This is a genomic window from Glutamicibacter sp. BW78, from assembly GCF_002332245.1.
GTDB lineage: Bacteria > Actinomycetota > Actinomycetes > Actinomycetales > Micrococcaceae > Arthrobacter_H > Arthrobacter_H rhombi_A.
Genome location: NZ_NRGU01000030.1, coordinates 287,680 through 308,916 on the forward strand (window position 1 = coordinate 287,680; position 21,237 = coordinate 308,916).

At 64.3% G+C, this 21,237-nt stretch carries 21 protein-coding genes; 7 read left to right on the plus strand and 14 right to left on the minus strand.

Going from position 1 to position 21,237, the window contains the following annotated elements; genetic code table 11:
* A complete protein-coding gene (locus CIK75_RS05800; protein ID WP_087000802.1) occupies positions 1-1,116 on the minus strand; it encodes a transketolase C-terminal domain-containing protein in 1,116 nt (371 codons plus the stop codon).
* The gene (pdhA, locus tag CIK75_RS05805; protein ID WP_087000799.1) at positions 1,113-2,300 is read right to left on the minus strand and encodes a pyruvate dehydrogenase (acetyl-transferring) E1 component subunit alpha; all 1,188 of its coding nucleotides are present in this window, start codon (positions 2,298-2,300) and stop codon (positions 1,113-1,115) included. Before pdhA ends, CIK75_RS05800 begins: the two co-directional genes overlap by 4 nt.
* A 219-nt stretch (positions 2,301-2,519) precedes the next feature.
* Here pdhA and CIK75_RS05810 point away from each other — a divergent pair, with 219 nt between their 5' ends.
* Positions 2,520-2,969, plus strand: a complete 450-nt coding sequence (locus tag CIK75_RS05810) for an Lrp/AsnC family transcriptional regulator (protein WP_087000797.1) — start codon at positions 2,520-2,522, stop codon at positions 2,967-2,969.
* A gap of 35 nt (positions 2,970-3,004) precedes the next feature.
* On the opposite strand, the gene CIK75_RS05815 is transcribed toward CIK75_RS05810, so the two are convergent.
* The 6 genes from CIK75_RS05815 to paaA are packed head-to-tail and all read right to left on the minus strand — an operon-like array spanning position 3,005 to position 7,663.
* On the minus strand, positions 3,005-3,784 hold the full coding sequence (locus CIK75_RS05815) for an enoyl-CoA hydratase-related protein (RefSeq protein ID WP_087000795.1): 780 nt from the start codon (positions 3,782-3,784) through the stop codon (positions 3,005-3,007).
* Between the two features lie 10 nt (positions 3,785-3,794).
* A complete protein-coding gene (gene paaE / locus CIK75_RS05820) occupies positions 3,795-5,006 on the minus strand; it encodes a 1,2-phenylacetyl-CoA epoxidase subunit PaaE (protein WP_086998005.1) in 1,212 nt (403 codons plus the stop codon).
* Positions 5,003-5,491: a 1,2-phenylacetyl-CoA epoxidase subunit PaaD gene (paaD, locus tag CIK75_RS05825; RefSeq protein ID WP_086998002.1), complete on the minus strand. Its 489-nt coding sequence runs from the start codon at positions 5,489-5,491 to the stop codon at positions 5,003-5,005. Before paaD ends, paaE begins: the two co-directional genes overlap by 4 nt.
* Positions 5,492-5,501: 10 nt before the next feature.
* On the minus strand, positions 5,502-6,353 hold the full coding sequence (gene paaC, locus CIK75_RS05830) for a 1,2-phenylacetyl-CoA epoxidase subunit PaaC (RefSeq protein WP_086997999.1): 852 nt from the start codon (positions 6,351-6,353) through the stop codon (positions 5,502-5,504).
* A complete protein-coding gene (gene paaB, locus CIK75_RS05835) occupies positions 6,350-6,673 on the minus strand; it encodes a 1,2-phenylacetyl-CoA epoxidase subunit PaaB (RefSeq protein WP_086997996.1) in 324 nt (107 codons plus the stop codon). The genes paaC and paaB overlap by 4 nt, the downstream gene beginning before the upstream one ends.
* Entirely contained in the window at positions 6,674-7,663 is a 990-nt protein-coding gene (gene paaA, locus CIK75_RS05840) for a 1,2-phenylacetyl-CoA epoxidase subunit PaaA (RefSeq protein WP_086997993.1), read from the minus strand.
* 200 nt (positions 7,664-7,863) lie between these two features.
* Between paaA and CIK75_RS05845 the strand changes: the two genes are divergently transcribed.
* From CIK75_RS05845 to CIK75_RS05855, 3 genes are all read left to right on the plus strand, one after another.
* Complete coding sequence (locus CIK75_RS05845) at positions 7,864-8,220, plus strand: PadR family transcriptional regulator (protein WP_241895312.1); 357 nt, start codon at positions 7,864-7,866, stop codon at positions 8,218-8,220.
* On the plus strand, positions 8,217-8,921 hold the full coding sequence (locus CIK75_RS05850; RefSeq protein WP_086997987.1) for a hypothetical protein: 705 nt from the start codon (positions 8,217-8,219) through the stop codon (positions 8,919-8,921). The genes CIK75_RS05845 and CIK75_RS05850 overlap by 4 nt, the downstream gene beginning before the upstream one ends.
* Positions 8,922-8,986: 65 nt before the next feature.
* On the plus strand, positions 8,987-9,697 hold the full coding sequence (locus tag CIK75_RS05855; RefSeq protein ID WP_143269249.1) for a hypothetical protein: 711 nt from the start codon (positions 8,987-8,989) through the stop codon (positions 9,695-9,697).
* Positions 9,698-9,779: 82 nt separating this feature from the next.
* On the opposite strand, the gene CIK75_RS05860 is transcribed toward CIK75_RS05855, so the two are convergent.
* From CIK75_RS05860 to CIK75_RS05875, 4 genes are all read right to left on the minus strand, one after another.
* A complete protein-coding gene (locus CIK75_RS05860; RefSeq protein WP_086997980.1) occupies positions 9,780-10,181 on the minus strand; it encodes a hypothetical protein in 402 nt (133 codons plus the stop codon).
* A 203-nt stretch (positions 10,182-10,384) separates the two neighbouring features.
* Positions 10,385-11,143 carry an amino acid ABC transporter ATP-binding protein gene (locus CIK75_RS05865; protein ID WP_086997978.1) on the minus strand — a complete coding sequence of 253 codons (759 nt, stop codon included), beginning with the start codon at positions 11,141-11,143 and terminating at the stop codon, positions 10,385-10,387.
* Positions 11,140-12,630, minus strand: coding sequence for an amino acid ABC transporter substrate-binding protein/permease (locus CIK75_RS05870; RefSeq protein WP_241895314.1), 1,491 nt, complete (start codon positions 12,628-12,630; stop codon positions 11,140-11,142). Before CIK75_RS05870 ends, CIK75_RS05865 begins: the two co-directional genes overlap by 4 nt.
* A gap of 152 nt (positions 12,631-12,782) precedes the next feature.
* On the minus strand, positions 12,783-14,231 hold the full coding sequence (locus CIK75_RS05875; protein ID WP_158225905.1) for a serine hydrolase domain-containing protein: 1,449 nt from the start codon (positions 14,229-14,231) through the stop codon (positions 12,783-12,785).
* 84 nt (positions 14,232-14,315) lie between these two features.
* Here CIK75_RS05875 and CIK75_RS05880 point away from each other — a divergent pair, with 84 nt between their 5' ends.
* Entirely contained in the window at positions 14,316-15,947 is a 1,632-nt protein-coding gene (locus CIK75_RS05880; protein ID WP_086997972.1) for an alkaline phosphatase D family protein, read from the plus strand.
* 48 nt (positions 15,948-15,995) lie between these two features.
* Entirely contained in the window at positions 15,996-16,778 is a 783-nt protein-coding gene (locus tag CIK75_RS05885; protein WP_086997969.1) for an SDR family oxidoreductase, read from the plus strand.
* Positions 16,779-16,794: 16 nt separating this feature from the next.
* Here the strand turns inward: CIK75_RS05885 and CIK75_RS05890 are convergent, their stop codons facing one another.
* Positions 16,795-17,793 (minus strand): malate dehydrogenase, encoded by a 999-nt coding sequence (locus tag CIK75_RS05890; RefSeq protein ID WP_086997967.1) that lies wholly within the window; start codon positions 17,791-17,793, stop codon positions 16,795-16,797.
* Positions 17,794-17,956: 163 nt separating this feature from the next.
* A complete protein-coding gene (locus CIK75_RS16640; protein ID WP_143269248.1) occupies positions 17,957-18,673 on the minus strand; it encodes an SRPBCC family protein in 717 nt (238 codons plus the stop codon).
* Between the two features lie 364 nt (positions 18,674-19,037).
* On the opposite strand from CIK75_RS16640, the gene CIK75_RS05900 reads away from it, so the two are divergent.
* Positions 19,038-21,200: a S9 family peptidase gene (locus CIK75_RS05900; protein ID WP_241895315.1), complete on the plus strand. Its 2,163-nt coding sequence runs from the start codon at positions 19,038-19,040 to the stop codon at positions 21,198-21,200.
* Positions 21,201-21,237: the final 37 nt, after the last annotated feature.

Consider the following 21,237-nt stretch of genomic DNA (forward strand, 5'->3'; position numbering starts at 1 on the left):
CTAGTCCTCCCACTGCAGCGAGTCGACGGTGTCCAGAATGCGGTCCACACTGGGCAGGAAGAAGCCTTCCAGCTTTGGCGCCGGGAACGGAATGTCGAATCCCGTCACCCGCAATACCGGGGCGGCCAGGGAGTGGAAGCAGCGTTCCTGCACCCGGGCGGTGATCTCCGAGGCGACGGAGGCGAATCCGGGGGCTTCGGAAATGACCACGGCGCGGCCGGTCTTGCGCACCGAAGCGCAGACGGTCTCGTCATCGAAGGGGACGATGCTCCGGACGTCGATGACCTCCAGCGAACGACCTTCCTCGGCGGCTGCCGCTGCGGCAGCCAAGGCCGTGGAAACCGACGGGCCGTAAGCAATCAGCGTGGCGTCGGTTCCGGCCCGGGCGACGGCAGCATGGCCTTCGGTGGGGTGTTGACCCGCGGCGGCAGCGGCTTCGTACTCGGCGCGCAGTCCCTCAAGATCCACCGGATCCTTGGAGAAGTACAGTTTCTTCGGCTCCAGGAAGACGACGGGGTCGTTGGAGGCGATGGCTTCGCGCATCATCCGGTAGGCGTCGGACACCGTTGAGGGCGTCATGACCTTCAGCCCGGGCGTGTGTGCGTAGTAGGCCTCCGAGGAGTCGCAATGGTGCTCGACACCACCGATGCCACCGGCATACGGGATGCGGACGACGACCGGCATGTCCACGGCACCGCGGGTGCGGTTGCGCATTTTTGCCAGATGGGAGGCAATCTGTTCGAAGGCCGGGTAGGCGAAGGCGTCGAACTGCATTTCGATGACCGGGCGCATACCGTTCATGGCCATGCCAATCGCCATGCCAACGATGCCGGATTCGGCCAGCGGGGTGTCAAAGCAGCGTTCGACGCCGAAGCGTGCGGTCAACCCGTCGGTGATGCGGAAAACGCCGCCGAGGGTTCCGATATCTTCCCCGAAGAGGACGACGCCGGTATCGGCTTCCATGGCGTCGGCCAGGGCAGTATTCAGTGCCTTGGCAAGGGTGACCGGACGGGGGCCTGCGGCTTCGGCACGTTCGGCGGCACGCTCGCTCGCGCGGGCCGTGGCGGCGCTGACATTGCCGTTGGCCTCGGATGAAGTGGTGATATGCGGGTTCACTTGGCGTCCCCTTCCCGGGAGAGTTCATCCGCGAGCAGGGCGCGCTGTTCGGCGAGCTGCGGGGTCTGGGTGGCGTAGACATGATCGAAGAGTTCCAGCGGGTCGATCTCCGGGTCCTGGTTCAGCCCGTCACGCAGGGCCTGCGCCGTGTGTTCTGCCTGGGCAGCAATACGTTCGGTGACCGCATCGTCGAGCAGGCCCTTGTTCTGCAAGTACGTGGTCATCCGGTTCAGCGGATCCTTCCCCCGCCAAGCCGTCACTTCCTCGTCCTCCCGATACCGGGTGGCATCATCGGCGTTGGTGTGTGCCTGCATGCGGTAGGTATGGGCTTCCACCAGCAGCGGGCCGGACCCGGTACGGGCCAATTCCACGGCACGCCCCAGCACGGCCATGAGGGCGACCAGGTCGTTACCATCCACGCGTTCGCCGGCCATGCCGTAGCCGACGGCCTTGTGGGCCAGCGACGGGGCCACCGACTGCTGGGACAGTGGAACGGAAATGGCGTACTGGTTGTTCTGCACGAAGAAGATCACCGGCAGGTTGAACACAGCGGCGAAGTTCAGGGCCTCGTGGAAATCGCCTTCACTGGTGGCCCCGTCGCCACACATCGCCAAGACAACAGTGTCCTCGCCGCGCAGCTTGGCCGCATGGGCGACGCCGACCCCGTGCAGCAACTGGGTGGTCAACGGGGTGGACTGGATGCCGACCTTGTATTGGCGCGGATCGTAGCCGCCATGCCAGTCACCCCGGAACAGCACCATCGTCTCCACCGGATCCACTCCCTTGGCCATCACTGCCACGGAGTCACGGTAGGTGGGGAACATCCAGTCGTTCTCCCCCAGGCACAGGGCCGCCGCCACCTGACAGGCTTCCTGGCCATGGCTGGAGGGGTAGACGGCCATCCTGCCCTGGCGGACCAGGGCTGAGTTCTGGTCGTTGGCGCGCCGGCCGATCACCAGCTGCTCGTAGGCCTTCAACAGGGTCTCGTCGTCGGGAAGCGGGTATTCATGACCCGGCTCGGTCCCCTGGTCCTCGACGGGTCGCAACGAACCACCCTCATCGACGATCTGGATCTGGCCGCGTGAGGGCAGCAGGTAGTCCTCCACGGAAATGCCGAAGTGACGGCAGACGCTGTCGAGGTCGGCAGCTTCGGTGGCTTGCGGCTCACCTGGCACGGCGCTCATGATGTACTCCTTCGTAGAATCCCGGGCGCCCGACAGACCGCATCAGCACGGCACCGTCGAAAGCACTTCGTGACTCAAGTATGCGAAGGAGCAACCGATCGTATCCAGTTAAGGACAAATGCCTAGAAAGATGCGAATAAATATCGTATTCTTGAAGACAGATCGTCACTGTGAGTGACGTTACATCGTCTTTCGTAGACACCCGTCCCGGAGGAAACCATGGACTCGATTCCCGTTAAGCTCGACGACGTCGACCACCGCATCATTGCCGAGCTGACCCGTGATGGCCGGCAATCGGTGACCACCGTGGCGCAGAACGTCCACGTCTCCCGCGCCCACGCCTACTCGCGGATCAACAGGTTGCAGGACGAGGGGGTCATCACCCGGTACATGGCCGTCGTCGACCCGGTGCGGGCGGGGCTGCGCTCCTCGGCCTATGTCACGTTGAAGTTGCGCCAGCATTCATGGCGTGAACTCCGCGAGCGGCTCGCAGCCCTGCCGGAGGTCCATCACATCGGCCTGGTGGGCGGGAACTTCGATGTGATCCTGTTGGTCAGGGCCAAGGACAATGTGGATCTGCGCCGCGTGGTCTTCGACAACATCCAGTCGATGCCCGGTGTCCTGGACACCCAGACGTTCCTGGTCTTCGAGGACGTCGACACCCGCTAGCGAGTGCGGGCCGGACGGTAACCGCCCCGCCCGGATCAGCCCTTGAAGTGTGGCTTGCGCTTCTCCTGAAAGGCTTTGAATCCCTCGGCGTAGTCGGCAGTGGCGCAGAGTCCATCCTGGGCCCGATTCTCGTGGGCCATGGACTCCCAGAGCCCGAGCCGCTGGTCGCGCACCTCGGCCACCAGCGCTTTGGAGGCCACGAAGGCCTGGGTGGCCCCCTGGGCGACCGTGCCCACGATTCCCCGCGTGCTCTCCAGGAGTTCGTCCGCTGGCATCGCCCGGCTGAAGAGGCCCGAGCGCACCGCTTCCGCCCCCGAGATCAGCTCGGCCGTATAGATCATGTCCAGCGTCCGATGGGCGCCCAACCGCTCGGTGAACAACCAGTGGCCGCCCGAATCCAGCGTGGCCCCGAGGTTGGCGAAGGGCGAACCGATCTTGGCGTTCTCCGCCACGTATACGACGTCGGTGGCAATGGCCAGACCCAACCCGACGCCGAGGCAAGCTCCCTGGACGGCGGCAAAGGTCGGGGCCGGGAACCCAGACATCTGGCGCAACAACGGCTGCACCAGACCGCCCAGGTAGCCCTGGACGTCATCCTCCGCCGGGTCAACATCGGAGATATCCCGCCCGGCGCAGAAGCCACGGCCTTCACCGCGCAACAGGAGGGCCCTGACCTCACCGGATCCCACGGCTTGGGCGGCCCGCTCGTAGGCATCGGAGAGTTCGCGCAGGGCGCCCTCATTGAGGGCGTTCATCTTCTCGGGCGCGTTGAGAACGACGTCGGCGATGCCGTTGGAGATCTGCAGTTCGATCATGCGGTGCCTCCTAGGCGTCGTAGTTCACGGACACGGCGTCCGAGGTCGGGTGCGATTGGCAGGTCAGGATGTAGCCGGCTTCGATCTCTTCGGGTTCCAACGCATAGTTCTCTTCCATCTCCACCGTCCCCGTGACCAGTTTCGCGCGGCAGGTGCCGCAGACGCCACCGGCACAGGCGAAGGGGACGTCCGGACGCACGCGCAGGGCGGCGTTGAGGATGGTCTCGCGGGCGGAGAGCGGCGATTTCACTTGGCCTTGGAGTCCGTCCAACCGGAATTCGATGTCGTAGTTCTCACCTGAGTCATCGGCTTCCACGGCCCGACCGATCTGGCCTTCGGGACGGTTGGGCCGGCCGGTGGTGAAGAGTTCGTAGCGCACCTTCTCCGGCGAAACCTCCTGCTCGCTCAGGTGGTCGCGGACCAACTGGACCAGTTCGAACGGGCCACAGAGGAACCATTCGTCGATCTGGTTGGTGCGGATGACCGACCCCAATAATGAGGTGAGCTTTTCGGCGTCGAGCCGTCCGGAGAGCAGCGGGGAAATGCGCTGTTCACGCGAGAGCACATGGTGCAGGGCGAAACGCGAGGGGTAGCGGTCCTTCAGATCCGCCAGTTCCTCCAGGAACATGACATCCATGGCTGCCCGGTTGGCGTAGATGAGGTCGAAATGGACGTGCTCGTTGGCTGCCAGCACGGTCCGGGCGATGGCCATCACCGGAGTGATCCCCGACCCGGCGGCGACGGCGACGAAGTTGTGGCTGATCGTCGTGTCGATCGATGCCGGGTCGTTGAGCGCCGTCATCTTGTGCTTGGAGATGAAGGCACCCGAGGGGCTCATCACCTCCATCGTGTCCCCGGCCCGCAGCGATTCGTTGGCCCAGGACGAGAAGAGGCCGCCCAGATCGCGTTTGATGGCCACCTTGATTTCACCCGGCTTCGGCTCGGCACAGATGGAGTAGCTGCGCCGGACCTCGGAGACGTTGCCTTCTTCATCGGGCAGGTCCTTGCGCAGGGCGACGTACTGGCCGGGAAGATAGTCGTACTCCCCCATCAGATCCTCCGGCACGGCGAAGGTCACCTCGATGGCCGCAGCCGTCAACCGGCGGACCTCGCTCACCTCGAGGGTATGGAAGGCAGCCCGACGGCGGGACGTGGTTCCGGTTTCGGAACCGTCTGCCGCTTCGGTGTCGTCGGCCTCGGGCAGGGGGGTCGTTGCAGTCATGAAAGCACCTTGAAGTAGTCGAAGGGTTCCAGGCACTCCCGGCACTGGTAGAGCGCCTTGCAGGAGGTGGACCCGAAGCGGGAGAGTTCTTTGGTATTCAGGCTGTGGCACAGCGGGCATTTCACGGCCATGCCGAGGGTGACCGGGCCGCGGTGACCGGTTCCTGTCGGCGGGGCGATCCCGTATTCCTCGAGCTTGGCCTTGCCGGATTCGCTCATCCAGTCGGTGGTCCATGCCGGGGAGAGCACCAGATCGACGGTGACGTCGCCGTAGCCCTCGGCGTGGAACGCCGTCTGCAGGTCCTCGCGGATGGCGTCCATGGCTGGGCACCCCGAATAGGTCGGGGTGATGACCACTCGAACACCGCCGTCCTCGTCGAGTTGGACATCGCGCAGGATCCCCAGGTCCTCGATGGTCAACACGGGGATCTCGGGATCACAAACCTGCGCGGCGATGGCCCGCAGGGTTGTCGTGCTCGTGCTCATGGCTTGCTCCTTACCAGCTGGCGCCGGGGTGCTTGCGCGCCAGGACCTGCATTTCCGCCAACAGGTGTCCCAAATGTTCGGAGTGCTCGCCGTGGCGGCCGCGGCACAGCGCGAACGGACCGGTGGGGACCTCGAGGCCTGCCGACTCAAGAATGGCGGCGAACTCTTCGTCCCACCGTTCGCGCAGGCTTGAGGGCCATACCCCGGCGTCGCCCAGTTCGTCGTACAGGTCCTCGTCTTCGAAGAGTTCGCCCACGTAGGGCCAGAGGACCTCGAGGGCATGGCGCATCCGGCGGGCCGATTCCTCGGTACCGATGCCCAGCCGGCGCGTCCACATCATGGCATGGTCACGGTGGTAGTCGACCTCCTTGACCGCCTTGGCGCAGATCGCCGCGATGGTTTCGTCGGAGGAATCCAGTAGCTCGGTGTAGAGCAGGTGCTGGTAGATCGAGATCATCAATTGGCGCATGATGGTGACGCCGAAGTCGCCATTGGGCTGCTCAAACAGGTGCAGCGAGCGGAATTCCTCCTCCTCGCGCCAGTAGGCCAGATCGTCTTCGCTCTGGCCCCAGGCCAACCCGGCATAAGACAGGAACGACCGGGCATGGCCGAGCTGGTCCAGGGCGATATTGCCCAAGGCGATGTCTTCTTCGATTTCCGGGCCGCGCGAAATCCAGTTCGACAGACGTTGGGCCAGTATCAGGGCGTCATCGCCTAGACGCAGGGCGTACTGTGCCACCGCTTCGCTCGGCGCCCCCTTCTGGAGCTGAATATCCTCCGGACGCAGGGCGTTTCCGGGGGTGATGCGGGTGGCCGAGGCGGTGGAGTCGCCGTAGCTCTCGGTGGTCTCGGTGGCGCTCACAGGTGCTTCACGCCTTCGCTCTTCTTGTAGTACGTGGCGTGCCGGTAGTCCTTACCCTGAGGGGACTCGAAGAACTGGCCCTTGGAATCCGGGTCGGAGGCGATGATATCCGTGGAGGCCACCACCCAGAGCGAGACACCCTCATTGCGGCGGGTGTACAGGTCCCGGGCATTGCGCACAGCCATTTCGGAATCCGGTGCGTGCAGCGATCCGGCGTGCACATGCGACAGACCACGGGCGGAGCGGACGAAGACCTCCCACAGAGGCCATTCGCGTGTGGCGGGGGTACCGGCGTCGTGCTGGTTCTTTTCCTGGGCCACCTAGGCCACCTCTGCTTCCTGTTGCATCTTCTCGGCATATACTGCGGCGGCCTCGCGGACCCAGGCGCCTTCGTGGTGGGCGTCGCGGCGGCGCTGCAGGCGCTGGGCGTTGCACGGCCCGGCCCCGGCGATCACTGCCTTGAACTCGGCCCAGTTCAGGTCCTTATGCATCCATTTGCCGGTTTCTTCGTCGAAACACAGTTCGGGATCGGGCAGGGTCAGCCCCAGGACCTTGACCTGCTCGGCGATCATGCCCACGAAACGCTGGCGCAGATCGTCGTTGGTGAAGCGCTTGATCTTCCATTTCATCGTCTGCTGTGAGTTCGGCGAATCCCCGTCCGGCGGACCGAACATCATCAGCGAGGGTTCGTAGAAGCGGTTGATGGCGTCCTGTGCCATCTGCTTCTGCGAATCGGTGCCGGCAGCGAGTTCCATGAGGATCTCGAAGCCCTGGCGCTGGTGGAAGGATTCCTCTTTGCAGACCCGGACCATGGCCCGGCCGTACGGCCCGTAGGAGGCACGGCACAACGGAACCTGGTTCACGATGGCGGCTCCGTCGACCAGCCAGCCGATGGCACCCATATCCGCCCAGGAGCGGGCCGGGTAGTTGAAGATCGAGGAGTACTTGGCCTTGCCGGAGATCAGCTGCTCGGTGAGCACGTCACGGGGAGTGCCCAGGGTCTCGGCGGCCGAATAGAGGTAGAGCCCGTGGCCTGCCTCGTCCTGGACCTTCGCCATGAGGATGGATTTGCGCTTCAGGCTCGGTGCGCGGGTGATCCAGTTGGCCTCGGGCTGCATGCCGATGATCTCGGAGTGGGCGTGCTGGGAAATCTGCCGCGTGAGGGTCTTGCGGTAGCCCTCCGGCATCCAGTCGCGCGGCTCGATGCGCGAGTCGTCGGCGATCACCGCGTCAAAATGCTCCTGCGCCGCCTCTTCCTCGGGCGTCAGCACCGCGGACAGGGGCCCTTTCGGGTCGTTCTGTGCAGCCAAGGGGCTCACCTCACTGTGACAAGTTTCGAATTACTGACCGTTCGTTCAGGATATGGGGCAGATCACCTATCCGTCAATTGATGAGGTTCAACCTACGAAAGATTGACACACTTACTAGTTAGACAGACAATCTACTTATGTCCGCCCACCCAGGAACGCACGACGACGGGACGCCAGGACCCCCCTGGCCCACTGACTGGATGCGTGCACTCCTGGGGCTGTGCACGTTGCGGGCCCTGGAAACCGGGCCGTCCTACGGCTATGCGATCATCGCCGAACTGGAGCAAGCAGGTCTGGGTGTGGTCAAGGGCGGGACCCTGTACCCGCTGCTGACGCGGTACGAAGGCGCCGGCTGGGTGGAGACCGAATGGCGGGCCGGAACCTCGGGCCCGGGTCGCAAGTACTTCTCCCTGACTACCGCGGGGCGGGCCGAGCTCGAACGCCATCGTCGGCGCTGGCAGGAATTCGCGGCAGTGACCTGCGACTTCCTGAGCCCAGGACCACCCGGTACCGACCTCCCCCTGTCAAACACTACTGAAAGGCGGACCGGGCCATGAGCTCCACGCAAACCGACGAGTCCTGGATCGAAGCCTTCATCTTCGCCTTGCGCCTGCGCCGCGTGCGCGGAGATGCCATCGGCGATGCCGTGGCCGTGGTCCGCGAACATATTGCAGATTCCGGACAGGGCGCCGACGAAGCCTTCGGCACAGCCGATGACTACGCGAAACAGCTGGACTTACCCACCGTGCCGACCGCCCGTTGGACCGATCCTCCGGTTCTGGGAACCGCGGTGTCCCTGGTCGGGCTCATCGCCTTCGCACCAGCCATTTCCACCCTCCTGCGGAATGCCAGCATGGAGATGTCGCTGCCGCAGCTGTTCCTGTTCGCCATTCCTGGCGCGCTGCTGCTGACCTTGCCGTACTACTTCACCTACGGCCTGCGTCATCCCTGGATCTTGAGTACCGGGGCCGTCCTGGCGATCCTCGCCGGCACCAGCGCGGGGCTACTGGCCCCGGAGCGCGGCTTCCAGGCCATCGCCGCGTGGGAACCGTGGTGGCTTGCGCTCGGGTCAGGGGCCGCCATCCTGGCGGCCAGCGGCTGGGCCGCAGTCAACGCGTGGCGCACCGGCCCTGAACCAATCATCGATCCCACGACCCCGCCACCTGCCCCCGTGGGGCGCGTTCAACGACTCATCCGGCTGATTCCACACCTGCTGATCCCGCTGATGGCCTTGGCCGTCCTCGTCTCGGAGCTATGAACGCCACGACCACGCGAAGCAGCGAACACCACGTCTCCGCGTCAACCGATCACGAAAGGCAGATCATGAGCCCCCTGCAGACCGACAAGTCCTGGATCAACGACTTCATCTTGACCCTCCGCCTGCGCGAGGTACGCAGCGATGCCATCGGCGATGCGGTGGCCGTGGTGCGCGAGCACATCGCCGATTCCGGTCATCCCGCCTTCACTGACTTTGGGGACCCTCGTTCCTACGCCGACGATCTGGAGCTGCCCACTGTTCAAGGCGTCGTGTGGTCCAGTTCAGCCGTCATGGCCCCCGTGGTGTCCCTCATGGCAATCTTTGTTCTGGGTCCCGCTGCTTCTGCGGTCTTCGGCGGTTCCACCCTCGACTTCTCGGGGCCACAACTGAGCCTCTTCCTCGTCCCGATGACCCTCATGCTCGGGTTGCCGTACTACTTCAATTATGCCGTGCGGCACCTGTGGGTCTTTGCGCTGGTCTTCGTTCTGGCCACCGGCGCGGCGGCCCTGGCAGGCTTCTTCGACCCCCGACGTGGAACACCGACCGTCGTGGCCCTGGAACCGGGGTGGGTGCTCGGCGCAGCCGCTGCGACGATCGCCCTGGCGACCGTCTGGCAGCTCCGCCGGGCGCTGACCGATAGCCCGGATTCACTGGTGGATCCGCTGCAACCATCATCGGCGCCCGAACGCCACTCCAGACTCGCGGCCGTGCTGCCAGCGTTGTTCATGCCGGCCGGGGCACTCATCGTCCTGGCCGTCGCCTGGTTGGCCCGGTAGGCACCGGGTTCACGCGACACTGCCCGGACCCCCTGGTGGAGACCTTGGGGGTCCGGGCAGTGTCTTGGACGGTCCAAGGAAGCTATTCGACGTCGCCCAGATCCTCCTTGATGTCAGCAGTCAGGTCATCGCCGGCATCCTCGGCCAACGCACGGCCCAGCACCTCGTCTTCCTCCTCGTCAATGGAGGCATTGGCCAGTCGGTCGGCCTCCGGGTCCGAGAGCTCACCCTGGTCTTCCAGGACGTCGACTTCTTCATCGACGAACGGCAGGTCTTCCTCTTCGGTGTAGGTGGGTTCGCGCAACGGGTCGCCCTCTTCCATCATGGCGACGTCGTCCGATGACCCTTCCGCGGGCTGTCCTCCCCGACCATCGGTGGGTACCGGTTCCAGCGGATCACCGGTGGCCTCTTCCGGGTCCGGCACGAACTCGGATCCGAGGCTCGGCTCCATGTTGGGGTCTCGTTCTGGCGTTGCGGAACTCATGACTCGCTCCTTCGCTGGTTACCTGCAGGGCGGCGGATGCCGCCTTGCCGTTCCCGGATTGCGGCTCCGGAAACGTCCATCTTCACCGTAGGCACGTAGAGCGTCCCCGGACAAGGAGCCAGGACCCCAGGAAACAGCAGCGGCGGTGAAACGGCCATCGCCAAGCCGGTCCACCGCCGTCGTACGGCGTTCCCCTTCCGGGGTCAGAGGACCTTGGAGAGGAACTCCTTGGTGCGTTCCTGCTGCGGGTTGTTGAAGAGCTGCTCGGGCGTCCCTTCCTCACAGGCGACGCCGTCGGCCATGAAGATCACCCGGTCCCCCACTTCACGGGCGAAGCCCATCTCGTGGGTGACCAGAACCAGGGTCATCCCCGAATTGGCCAGATCCCGGATCACTTGCAGGACCTCACCCACCATTTCCGGGTCCAGGGCACTGGTGGCCTCGTCAAAGAGCATGATCCCCGGGTTCATGGCCAGCGCCCGGGCGATGGCCACACGCTGCTTCTGCCCTCCCGAGAGTGCGGCTGGCCGGGCATTGGCCTTCTCGGCCAACCCGACCCGGGTCAACAATTCCATCGCCTTCGCGCGCCCCTCTGCCTTGGACGCCTTCTTCAACTCAACCGGAGCCAGCATCACGTTCTCCGCCACGGTCATATGCGGGAAGAGGTTGAAGTGTTGAAACACCATGCCGATATGGCGGCGGACGTCGTTGATGTCCACCTTCGGGTCGGTGAGGTCGAACCCGTCAACCACCACCGTGCCCCCGGAAATGTCCTCGAGCTTGTTCAGGCACCGCAGGAACGTCGACTTGCCCGAGCCCGAAGGGCCGATCACGCAGACGACTTCCCCTTCAGCCACCTCGGCGTCGATCCCCTGCAGGACCTCGTTGGAACCGAACGATTTGCGCAGCCCACGCACCTCGATCATCAGCTTGCGGTCCGTGTCCGTTGTCGACGCACTCATTTGTTGAACCTCCTGTCAGCGAAGTTGGCCAGCTTCGTCAGCAGCATGACCGCGACGAAGTAAATGACGCCGACGATCAGCAGCGTCTCGGTGACGCGGAAGTTCGCCGCGTAGATTTGCTGGCCCTGGTACAGCAGTTCGGCGAAGCCGATGGCCAGCAGCAGGGACGAGTCCTTGAGCATGATGATCAGCTGGTTGATCAGCGATGGGGTCATCATCTTGAACGCCTGCGGAACAACGACCTTCTGCATGGACTTTCCGTAGCCCAGGCCCAGAGACCTGCTGGCCTCCATTTGGCCCGGGTCCACCGATTGGATGCCGCCGCGCACGATTTCCGCGACGTAGGCTCCCGAGTTCAGCGACAAGGTCAGGACGGCGGCGACCCAGATATTGATGGGTAGACCCGTCAATTGGGGGATGCCGAAGTAGAACATGAAGGCCCAGAGCAGCAGTGGGGTGCCGCGGAAGACGTTCACGAACGTGGTGGAGATCCCGCGCACGATGATGTTCCGCGCGATCTTCATGAATCCTGCGGCCAGGCCGATGATCATGGCGACCACGAAGGAGATCCCGGTGACGACCATCGTGTTCTTCAGACCTTTAAGCAGTGCCGGCAACGAACTTTCCAGCAGTTCCCAGAAGGTCGTGGGCTGGGCCGCCGTGGGATCCCCGAGGTACTCGTCGAGGATCTTGTCGTATTCCCCGTCGGCCTTGAGTTTGGCTAGTCCGTCGTTGAAGGCAGCCAACAGGTCGGCGTTCTTTCCCTTGTTCACGGCGAAGCCATAAGAGCCGCCCGGCACCTTGTCGGTGACCGTTTTCAGCCCGTTGTTTTGGGCGATACCGTAGGCCAGCACGGGGTAGTCATCGAACACGGCGACGGCGTTTCCGGACTTCACCAGTTCGTACATGCTCGCCGACTGGTCCAGCGATTTGACCTTGAAGCCGTATTTCTTGGCAATGGACTTGGCGTAGGTCTCGCCTTCGGCGCCGGTCTTCGCGGTGACGGTCTTGCCCTTGAGATCCTCATAGCCGGTGATGTCGTCATTGCTCTTGGCAACGGCCATCTGGACGCCGGATTCGAAGTAGGGCTCCGAGAAGTCGTAGACCTCCTTGCGCTCATCGGTGATGGACATGCCGGCAATGACGCCATCAACCTGGTTGGAGGTCAACGCCTGCAGTGCCGCGTTGAACCCGAGCGAACGGATCTCGACCTTGAAGCCCTGGTCCTCGGCCACCGCGCGGACAATGTCCATATCGATGCCGGTCAGTTCGCCGTCGGCACCGCGGAATTCAAAGGGCGCGAACGTGGTGTCCGTGCCGATGACGAAGGTCTTGCCTTCGACGGCCGAATTACCGGAACCGGATGCCGACGTATCGGCTGCCGCTCCCGTCGCACCGAATAAAAGCGAGGCCACGGCCAGGAACGCCGCGACCACCAGCCCTGTTCGACGGCGCCCGGTACGGGCCGCCCTGATGTGATGTCGCAAGTTCTCTACCCCGTTCGCTGATGGTGCGGCCCGTCTTCACGGGTCTTGGACTCACTTAGACAATAGAGCATGGTGACCCGACTCACAGGGAGTGTTCAGCGGCGCGTGTTATATCCAGCCCTGCATCCGACGACGGCTGCGGTCTGGCCGGGTCAGCTGGCGGGGTTAACGACCCGCGACGGAACACGAAAATCGGTTTGACGGACCAGTTTCATCCCCCCGGGGCCGCGGATGGCGACCGCCCCGGCGGCATCGAATTCAAAAACGAAGTCCTCCCCGTACCCGCCGAAGCCGTTGGGGTCGCGCGTACGCAGGGTCCGGGCATCCACATACTCCAGTGGTTCGGTCAGCGCCGGGTCAGGGGATGCACCGAGGGACAGGCAATACAGCTTGCCACCGAGCTCGACGATGTCCTGGACGCCCCAGAGTCCCGCGAACCGCCCGGTGAACCGGTTCAGCTGTTCCACCGGGACATCGGCGTACGAGGACGGGATTTCTGCGGCTGCCAGGGATGCCAGTCCGATGAGCTGCTCACCCCAGGTCGTGGCTGGTCCGTCGATGGCGTTGGTCAGCACGCTGAGGGCCACACCTGTTTTCGGCAACGCCCAGCTGCGGCTGATATGTCCCGGGTAGCCGCCACTATGGCCGAAGGTTTCCTGCCCATGGACTTCTTGCAGGATCATCCCCAACCCGTAGTCCCTGCCGGGCACCCCCGATTGTTCGAGCGCGCGTTGCATACGGCGTTTGGAGTGTTCGGAAACCGGAGACCCTGCGGCCTGCTGCCCCGGGCGCTGCGGCAGATGGGCCGTGAGGAATCGAACGACGTCGCCGGCGGTGGAGTAGAAACCGGTCGCAGCACTCAGTGCCCCGGTATCCACATGGTCGATCGTGCATCGATGCTCGAGGGTATAGGGCTCACCCATCACGGCCAGCGCCCCGTAGCCGGTCGCCAGTTTGGTGGCCCCCTCATCCAGATCCGGCCCGGTATCGTGCAGCGCCAACGGATCAATCAGCTTCTCCCGGACGTACCCGCGGTAGTCCTGCCCGCTGGCGGCCTCGATGATCAGTCCCAGCAGGCCATAGCCGATGTTGGTGTATTTGAAGTGGGTGTGGCGTCCGATGACCCGACCGTTGGCGGCGGTTTCGAGGAGTACCCCTCGTCCGGGGAAGGGCCGGGACAGGACCCAGAAGTCCGAATCGGTGCCGTCGCGGGTCAACCCGGAGGAGTGGGAGAGCAGCTCCCCTACGGTGACCTTCCCCGTTTCCGTTCCGGCCAATTCGGGCAGGTGGTCGGCGACCGCGTCTTCAAGTGTCAGGGACCCTGCTTCGACCAGCTGAAGGATGGCGGTGGCCGTGAACATCTTCGAATGCGAGGCGATGCGGAACTGGTGGGCGTCCGTCATCTCGGTACCGGCGGCGACATCGGCGTAGCCGCCGGCGATGGTCCCGATGACCGTCCCGTCGACGGCGACGGCGACCTGGTAGCCGGGTTGCCGATCGAAGGAGCGCAGATGCTCCAGATAGCGAGGTGCGTAGGCGAGGACGGATTCCCAGGCGGCGAGCGCGGGATTGGTTTCGGCTGTCGGTTCTTCAGTGGCCATGGAACCATCCTGCCACCAGGGGTTTCTGCTGCCGTTCATCGTGTGGAAAGGTGCTGGTCTTCTGCCTGAGGTTGGCTCGTGGATATGGATTCCTTCCGGCCCGGCGCCTCGCGCCGTTCACTGCTCAAAGGCGCGGCTTCCGCTTCGACTTTTGCCGCCGCCTCGCTGATCGTTCCCCCCGCTTCCGCCATGAACCCTGCGTCAGCCATCGCTTTGTCGGCCCGACGCCTGACTCTGCCCTCCGGCATCTCCACCGGAGACGTCTCGACGAACTCTGCCGTCTTATGGTCCCGCGCCTCGGGGCCGGGCCGTCTGCACGCGGTGCTCCGCGCCGCCGGTCAGGATGGCGAGGCGCTCCGCGGACGCCATGCACGAACGTTCCACCTGTCGGGTTCGCAGGCCCGGGCGAGCACCGATTTCACCGCCAAGTTGCACGCGCGCAGGCTGCCCGCGGGCATGCGCTTCGCCGTCGAACTGTATTTCGAGGACGACCACGGCCGCCGCAGCGAAACCGGCCGCGGTTCCTTCACCACGGCCCCTGCACACGGCCACCGGCACGGCCATGACTCCTCATCGCAGAGCTTCGTCTGGACAGCGGACACCGCCGGGCAGGGCTACGGCATCAACGAGGACATCGGGGGAATGCGCGGTTACGCGGCCATGCACGCCACCGGACCCGATTTCTTCCTGCATTCGGGAGACACCATCTACGCGGATGGTCCCCTGGAAGCGGAGATGAAGGAGCCCGATGGCCGGATCTGGCGCAACGTCGTCACCGAGGAGGTCTCCAAGGTGGCCGAGACGCTGAACGAATACCGGGGTCGCCACCGCTACAACATGATGGATGAGAACCTGCGGGCCATGTATGCAGAGGTCCCGGTGGTAGCCCAGTGGGATGACCACGAGACGATGAACAACTGGTACCCCGGTGAAATCATTGATGATCCGCGTTATGCCGTTCGCCAGGTCGACACCCTGGCCGCACGCTCCCGGCGTGCCTGGCAGGAATACATGCCCATCGCCGATCGGCGGGCCCTGCGACCGGGAACGGGATTCGAACCCACCCGCATCTACCGTCACATCGAACGCGGACCCCACCTGGATCTGTTCGCCCTGGACATGCGCTCGCACAGGAGCCCGAACACCTCCGGGCTGGAATCGCAGGCAACCAGCATTCTTGGCGAGGAGCAGTTGCAGTGGCTCATCCGCTCGCTGCGCCGTTCCCCGGCCACGTGGAAGGTCATCGGCAACGACCTGCCACTGGGGCTGGTCGTCCTGGACGGCAAGGGCCAGGAATCGATCTCCAACGCCGATCACGGTGCCCCGCTGGGACGCGAACTCGAACTCGCCCGCCTGCTCTCGGCCATCAAAAGGCACCGCATCAGGAACGTCGTCTTCCTCACCGGCGACGTGCACTACTGCGCGGCCCACCACTACTCCCCCGAACGCGCGGCCTTCCGCGATTTCAACCCCTTCTGGGAGTTCGTCGCCGGGCCGATCAACGCGGGATCCTTCGGACCCAACGCCCTGGACCTGACCTTCGGCCCCCAGGTCGACTTCCAGCAGGCAGGACCTCCTCTGGGCTCACCGCGTTCGGGTGAACACCAGTACTTCGGGCACGTCAAGGTGGCCGGGGATGGCTCCGAGTTCACGGTCAAACTCATCAACGCCCTGGGCCAGGTCCAGTACTCCAGGACCCTGGTGCCCGAACGCTAGTCCGTGCATGGGTTCCCGGTACGACGCCGTATCGCTAGCCTCGGTGCCATGTCACCTTCACAGCAGAAGCACCTGGCACTGGTCACCGGCGTCGGACGCCGCCGGTCGATCGCCTCCGGCATAGCGCTGGGCCTGGCCCGGGACGGCTGGGACCTGATCCTGAATCATTGGCAGCCCTACGACGAGCGCATCGACCTGGAACGCGGCGAGGACGATCCACATGCCATCGCCGATGCCTGCCGCGAGTACGGGGCGCAGGTCATTCTCGCGCCCGGCGATCTGGGCGAACCGGTGTTTCCGGGCCAGCTGATGGGCTCCGGGCCGGCGGGGCGCACGGTGGATGGTCTGGTATTGGCACACTGCGAATCGGTGGACAGTTCGATCCTGACCACCGACATCGAGAGCTGGGACCGGCATTTCGCGGTCAACGCCCGCGCCTCGTGGTTGCTGATCAAGGCCTTCGCCGGACAACTTCCCTCCACCGGGCCGTCAGAGGGAGGAGTCGGTGGCAGGATCGTCGCGTTGACGAGCGACCACACTGCGGGCAACCTGCCCTATGGCGCTAGCAAGGGCGCCTTGGACCGTCTGGTCATCGCCGCCGCCCTCGAGCTCGCCGATCGGGGTGTCCGCTCCAATGTCATCAACCCCGGGCCCATCGACAACGGCTGGATGGATGAGGAACAACGGGCAGCCCTGGTGCGGGCGACACCCGCGGGCCGGCTCGGCACGGGCTTGGACACTGCCGAGCTGGTGCGTTTCCTGTTCTCCGACGCCGGGTCCTGGATCACCGGGCAGTTGCTGCACAGCAACGGCGGTTTCCGGACGTCCTGAGCAGGGCGCCGGAGTCCTAGAGCAGGCCCAGCGAGGTGACCGCCTCGCGCTCGGAGACCAGCTCGGCCACCGAGGCGTCGATGCGCTCCCGCGAGAACGCGTCGATGTCCAGCCCCTGGACAATCGAATACCCGCCGTCGGCAGTGGTGACGGGGAAGGATGAAACCAGGCCTTCGGGGACCCCGTAGGAGCCATCGGAGGGCACGGCCATGCTCGTCCATCCACTCTCGCCGGTCTGTGTGCACCACAGGCGCAGGTGTTCGATCGCGGCATTCGCCGCCGACGCCGCCGAGGAACCACCCCGGACGTCGATGACCTCGGCACCGCGGTTGGCCACCCGGGGGATGAATTCCTCCCGTGCCCAGGCCTGTTCCACCCTCCCGGTGGCCGGGCGGCCGTCGATCTCGGCGTGCGTGAGGTCCGGGTACTGCGAGGCCGAATGGTTTCCCCAAATGGCGATATTGCGGATGGTGTCGACGGGGGAACCGGTTTTGGCGGCCAGCTGGGCGACTGCCCTGTTGTGGTCCAGACGCGTCATCGCGGTGAAGCGCTGCGCGGGGATGTCGGGGGCGTGGGCCGCGGTGATCAGCGCATTGGTGTTCGCCGGATTGCCGACCACCACCACCCGCAGGTCATCGGCGGCGTGCTCGTTCAGGGCCTTGCCCTGGACCGAGAAGATGCCGCCGTTGGCGCTCAGCAGGTCGGCCCGTTCCATGCCGGGCCCCCGCGGGCGCGCACCCACCAGCAGCGCGAGGTTGGTCCCCTCGAATCCTCGGTTCGGATCATCGAAGACCTCGACGCCGGCGAGCAGCCCAAAGGCGCAGTCGGTGAGTTCCATGGCGGTGCCTTCTGCGGCACGGGTCGCCTGGGGCACCTCCAGGAGATGCAGCCTGACAGGAACATCGGGTCCCAGTAGCGCGCCGGAGGCGATACGGAAAAGGAGGGAGTAGCCGATCTGCCCGGCAGCGCCGGTGACGGTGACGGTGACGGGCGGGATCTGGCTGGTGGTGTCCATTTCGTCAGTCTAGGCCGAAGCCATACCCGGCGTGCCGCGCAGCCGGTCTCGGGAACCGCTGCCCGCTGGAGTCGATCTGGAGCGATCCCACCTTCACTGTTGTGCCGCATCAAAGGCTCGTTGGGTGAGATCGCTCAGCTGTCAGACGCTAGCGCCGGGTATTTCACTTTTCACAAGCCACCCCACGACGAACGAGCAGAGGCCCTCGACCTTGCGGGCAACTCCCTCTACTTTTAGGCGATCTCCACGTATCCATCAGAAGATTTGTCCGTTCGTGGACTCGTATCAGCTGTTGAGACAGTGGCAAGTGTCGTACTTGCTTGCCGGGTAGGGCCCGCGAGGCTGGGTCAGTTGTGAATCTCACCGGGTTTGACCGAGACGCCCAAAATCCGGTGCGATTCACCGTCGAAACCCGTTGTACCTGCGAGACAGCAGAGGCCAGATTGCCCAGTGAGGACTCGAGGTCTTCCTGCGGGATAGCCGGAAAGCTAATCTGCTTCAAAACATCCTTATCCGTGACCGAGCTCCAGTCGTACGTGACCGAAACCTTGGTGGAATCCGGCCCCTGGGGTTCAAGTTCCCAAACCCATTGCCACCCTGGGGGCTGCTGTCCATGCGGGGCGGTTTCCCAAGCCAAAAGCTTGTTTTCGTCGAAACCAACCACATGGTTGTCTGTCTTGTAATCCCTTCCCATTTTTTCCCAGTGCATGTTCATCGTAAACATCTGGCCCACCGCAGTGATGCGGTCGGACTTGTCATCGGACTGGACCAATCCCGAGCCATCAAGCTCGGCGTGCCTCTCCGGGTTGGAAAGGACACTGAAGAGGGTGTCCGCCGGGGCATCAATGGTCCGCGACGCTGTGATTTCCTTTTCCGACATGGTCTGCTCCATTCTTTTGCACGAAAACGATCGCTCGACCGCATCCCTGGAACTGGGAACGGACTCGACACACTACGCCCAACAACATCCACGTCAACCGGAATCCGATGTGCCACAAGTGGTGTGCATGAAAAATTGCTCATGAGCCATGACTCCTCCGGTGAGAGAAGCCACGGCCCCGGCCCGGAGGTGGCCGGGAAATGGTGAATACAGAACCCGTCTCCGGGGCACGACTCCTCGATCTTGATGGCTTGTCCCCCACGTAGCGACGTGGAGCAGGGCGCATATCGGGGCTGACGTCTGAACAACACGCCGCTGGCGAACAGCGCGCGAGGCGCCAACGTCATGGCGTTGAATGGGACGCATGAGCGAATCCCCCATCGAAGCGCAGCCTCCCGTCGCTGCCAAGATCCCCGTCCAGCGCACACACCACGGCGATACGTTCGTCGATGACTATGAGTGGTTGCGCGAGAAGGAGAATCCGAAGGTCATCGCCCACCTCGAGGCCGAGAACACCTATGCGGAGGCGGTGACCGCCGGGCAGCAGGAGCTGCGTGAGAAGATCTTCGCCGAGATCAAGGAGCGCACCGAGGAGACTGACCTCTCGGTTCCTGCCCGCAAAAATGGTTGGTGGTATTTCAGCCGGACCGCAGAGGGCCAGCAGTATGCGGTGCACTGCCGCGCCGCCGCCACCGACACCGGTGATCCTGTCGCCGACTGGACGCCGCCGGTCATCGAAGCCGGAAAACCGTTCGAGGGCGAGCAGATCCTGATCGACGGTAATGCCGAAGCCGAAGGCCAGCCCTTCTTTGCGCTGGGCGGTTTGGCCGTCGCCGAGGACGGGAACCTGCTCGCCTACGCCCAGGATAATGCCGGTGACGAACGCTTCACCCTGCGCATCAAAGACCTCTCGACCGGCGAACTACTTCCCGATGTCATCGAGAACGTCTTTTACGGGTTGGCTTTCTCCCCGGACGGCACCCGGGTCTACTACACGGTGGTCGATGATTCTTGGCGTCCGAACCAGGTCAAGGTTCACACCCTGGGCCAGGACCCCTCCCGCGACACCGTCGTGCTCCAGGAAGACGATCCGGGCATGTGGATGGGCTTCGACCTCTCCCCCGACCGCCAGGAACTGCTGATCTCCATCGGCAACTCCGAATATGCGGAGACCCATTCGCTGGATCTGGTCGATCCACTCGCCGCTCCCCGCCTGCTGCTGGGCCGCGAGGCACGGATCCTTCATGGCATGGACCCGGTGACCGTGGACGGCCAGCGTAACTATCTCCTCACGCATAACCTCGACGCCGAGAACAACATGGTCTCCCTGGTCGCCGCCGACGAGTTCTCCAAACCGTTGGCCGATCAGCAGTGGGCCACGGTCTTCGCCCACCGCGACGATGTGAAGATCGAGGGCACCGCGGTCACCGCCTCCCATGCCATGGTCTCCGTCCGCCAGGACACCATTGAACGAATCCAGGTCCTTCCGCTGGCCGGGCTGGGCACCGATTCCCAGGCCTCCGTGACCGAACCGGACTTCGACGAGGAGCTGTACACCTGCTCTTTGGCCGGCGCCGAATACGATGCCCCGGTCATCCGTCTGGTCTACACCAGCTTCCTGGTCCCGCCGCGCATCTACGACTACACGCTGAACTCCGGGGAGCTGTCGCTGCGCAAGGAGACCCCGGTCAAGGGAGGGTACGATGCCGATGACTACGTGGCCGAACGAGAATGGGCCACCGCCGCCGATGGGACCCGGATCCCACTGTCGGTGATCCGCCGCCGGGAGGTTTCCAGGGATGGTTCCAACCCGGCACTGGTCTATGGCTACGGCAGCTATGAGATGAGCATGGACCCCGGTTTTTCGATTCCCCGGCTTTCACTGCTCGATCGTGGCGTCGTCTTTGTCATCGCCCATGTGCGCGGCGGTGGCGAGTTGGGTCGCCACTGGTACGACGACGGTAAGAAGCTGGCGAAAAAGAACTCCTTCACCGATTTCGTCACCGCCACCGAGCACGTGGTCGCCACCGGGTGGGCCCACCCGCGCCGCGTCGCGGCGATGGGCGGTTCGGCCGGAGGCCTGCTGATGGGCGCCATCGCCAACTTGGCACCGCAGCTATACACGGCCATCGTGGCGCAGGTGCCGTTCGTTGATGCCCTGACCAGCATCCTGGACCCCGAGCTGCCCCTGTCGGCCCTGGAGTGGGAGGAATGGGGCAACCCGATCACCGACGCGGACGTCTACGCCTACATGAAGTCCTACACACCGTACGAGAACATTGCCGCGGTGCAGTACCCGAAGATCGCCGCCGTCACGAGCCTGAACGACACCCGGGTCCTCTATGTCGAACCGGCGAAATGGGTGCAGCGCCTGCGTGACATCAGCACCGGCAGCGAACCGATCGTCTTGAAGATCGAAATGGATGGCGGGCACGGCGGCGCCTCGGGACGCTACGAAGCGTGGAAGGACCGCGCCTGGGACTACGCCTTCGCCCTCGATGCGCTCGGTGCCACCGAACGCCTCTGAGCAGAACTCACCTGAGGTTTCGGGCAGGGCGGGATCC

Coding starts and splice junctions, on each gene's coding strand:
- CIK75_RS05860 (WP_086997980.1), bottom strand. CDS start 10,181: ATGAGTTCCGCAACGCCAGAACGAGACCCCAACATGGAGCCGAGCCTC.
- paaE (WP_086998005.1), bottom strand. CDS start 5,006: ATGACTGCAACGACCCCCCTGCCCGAGGCCGACGACACCGAAGCGGCA.
- CIK75_RS05845 (WP_241895312.1), top strand. CDS start 7,864: ATGCGTGCACTCCTGGGGCTGTGCACGTTGCGGGCCCTGGAAACCGGG.
- CIK75_RS05875 (WP_158225905.1), bottom strand. CDS start 14,231: ATGGCCACTGAAGAACCGACAGCCGAAACCAATCCCGCGCTCGCCGCC.
- CIK75_RS05850 (WP_086997987.1), top strand. CDS start 8,217: ATGAGCTCCACGCAAACCGACGAGTCCTGGATCGAAGCCTTCATCTTC.
- CIK75_RS05880 (WP_086997972.1), top strand. CDS start 14,316: ATGGATTCCTTCCGGCCCGGCGCCTCGCGCCGTTCACTGCTCAAAGGC.
- CIK75_RS16640 (WP_143269248.1), bottom strand. CDS start 18,673: ATGTCGGAAAAGGAAATCACAGCGTCGCGGACCATTGATGCCCCGGCG.
- CIK75_RS05810 (WP_087000797.1), top strand. CDS start 2,520: ATGGACTCGATTCCCGTTAAGCTCGACGACGTCGACCACCGCATCATT.
- CIK75_RS05865 (WP_086997978.1), bottom strand. CDS start 11,143: ATGAGTGCGTCGACAACGGACACGGACCGCAAGCTGATGATCGAGGTG.
- paaD (WP_086998002.1), bottom strand. CDS start 5,491: ATGAGCACGAGCACGACAACCCTGCGGGCCATCGCCGCGCAGGTTTGT.
- pdhA (WP_087000799.1), bottom strand. CDS start 2,300: ATGAGCGCCGTGCCAGGTGAGCCGCAAGCCACCGAAGCTGCCGACCTC.
- CIK75_RS05900 (WP_241895315.1), top strand. CDS start 19,038: ATGAGCGAATCCCCCATCGAAGCGCAGCCTCCCGTCGCTGCCAAGATC.
- CIK75_RS05890 (WP_086997967.1), bottom strand. CDS start 17,793: ATGGACACCACCAGCCAGATCCCGCCCGTCACCGTCACCGTCACCGGC.
- CIK75_RS05855 (WP_143269249.1), top strand. CDS start 8,987: ATGAGCCCCCTGCAGACCGACAAGTCCTGGATCAACGACTTCATCTTG.
- CIK75_RS05885 (WP_086997969.1), top strand. CDS start 15,996: ATGTCACCTTCACAGCAGAAGCACCTGGCACTGGTCACCGGCGTCGGA.
- CIK75_RS05815 (WP_087000795.1), bottom strand. CDS start 3,784: ATGATCGAACTGCAGATCTCCAACGGCATCGCCGACGTCGTTCTCAAC.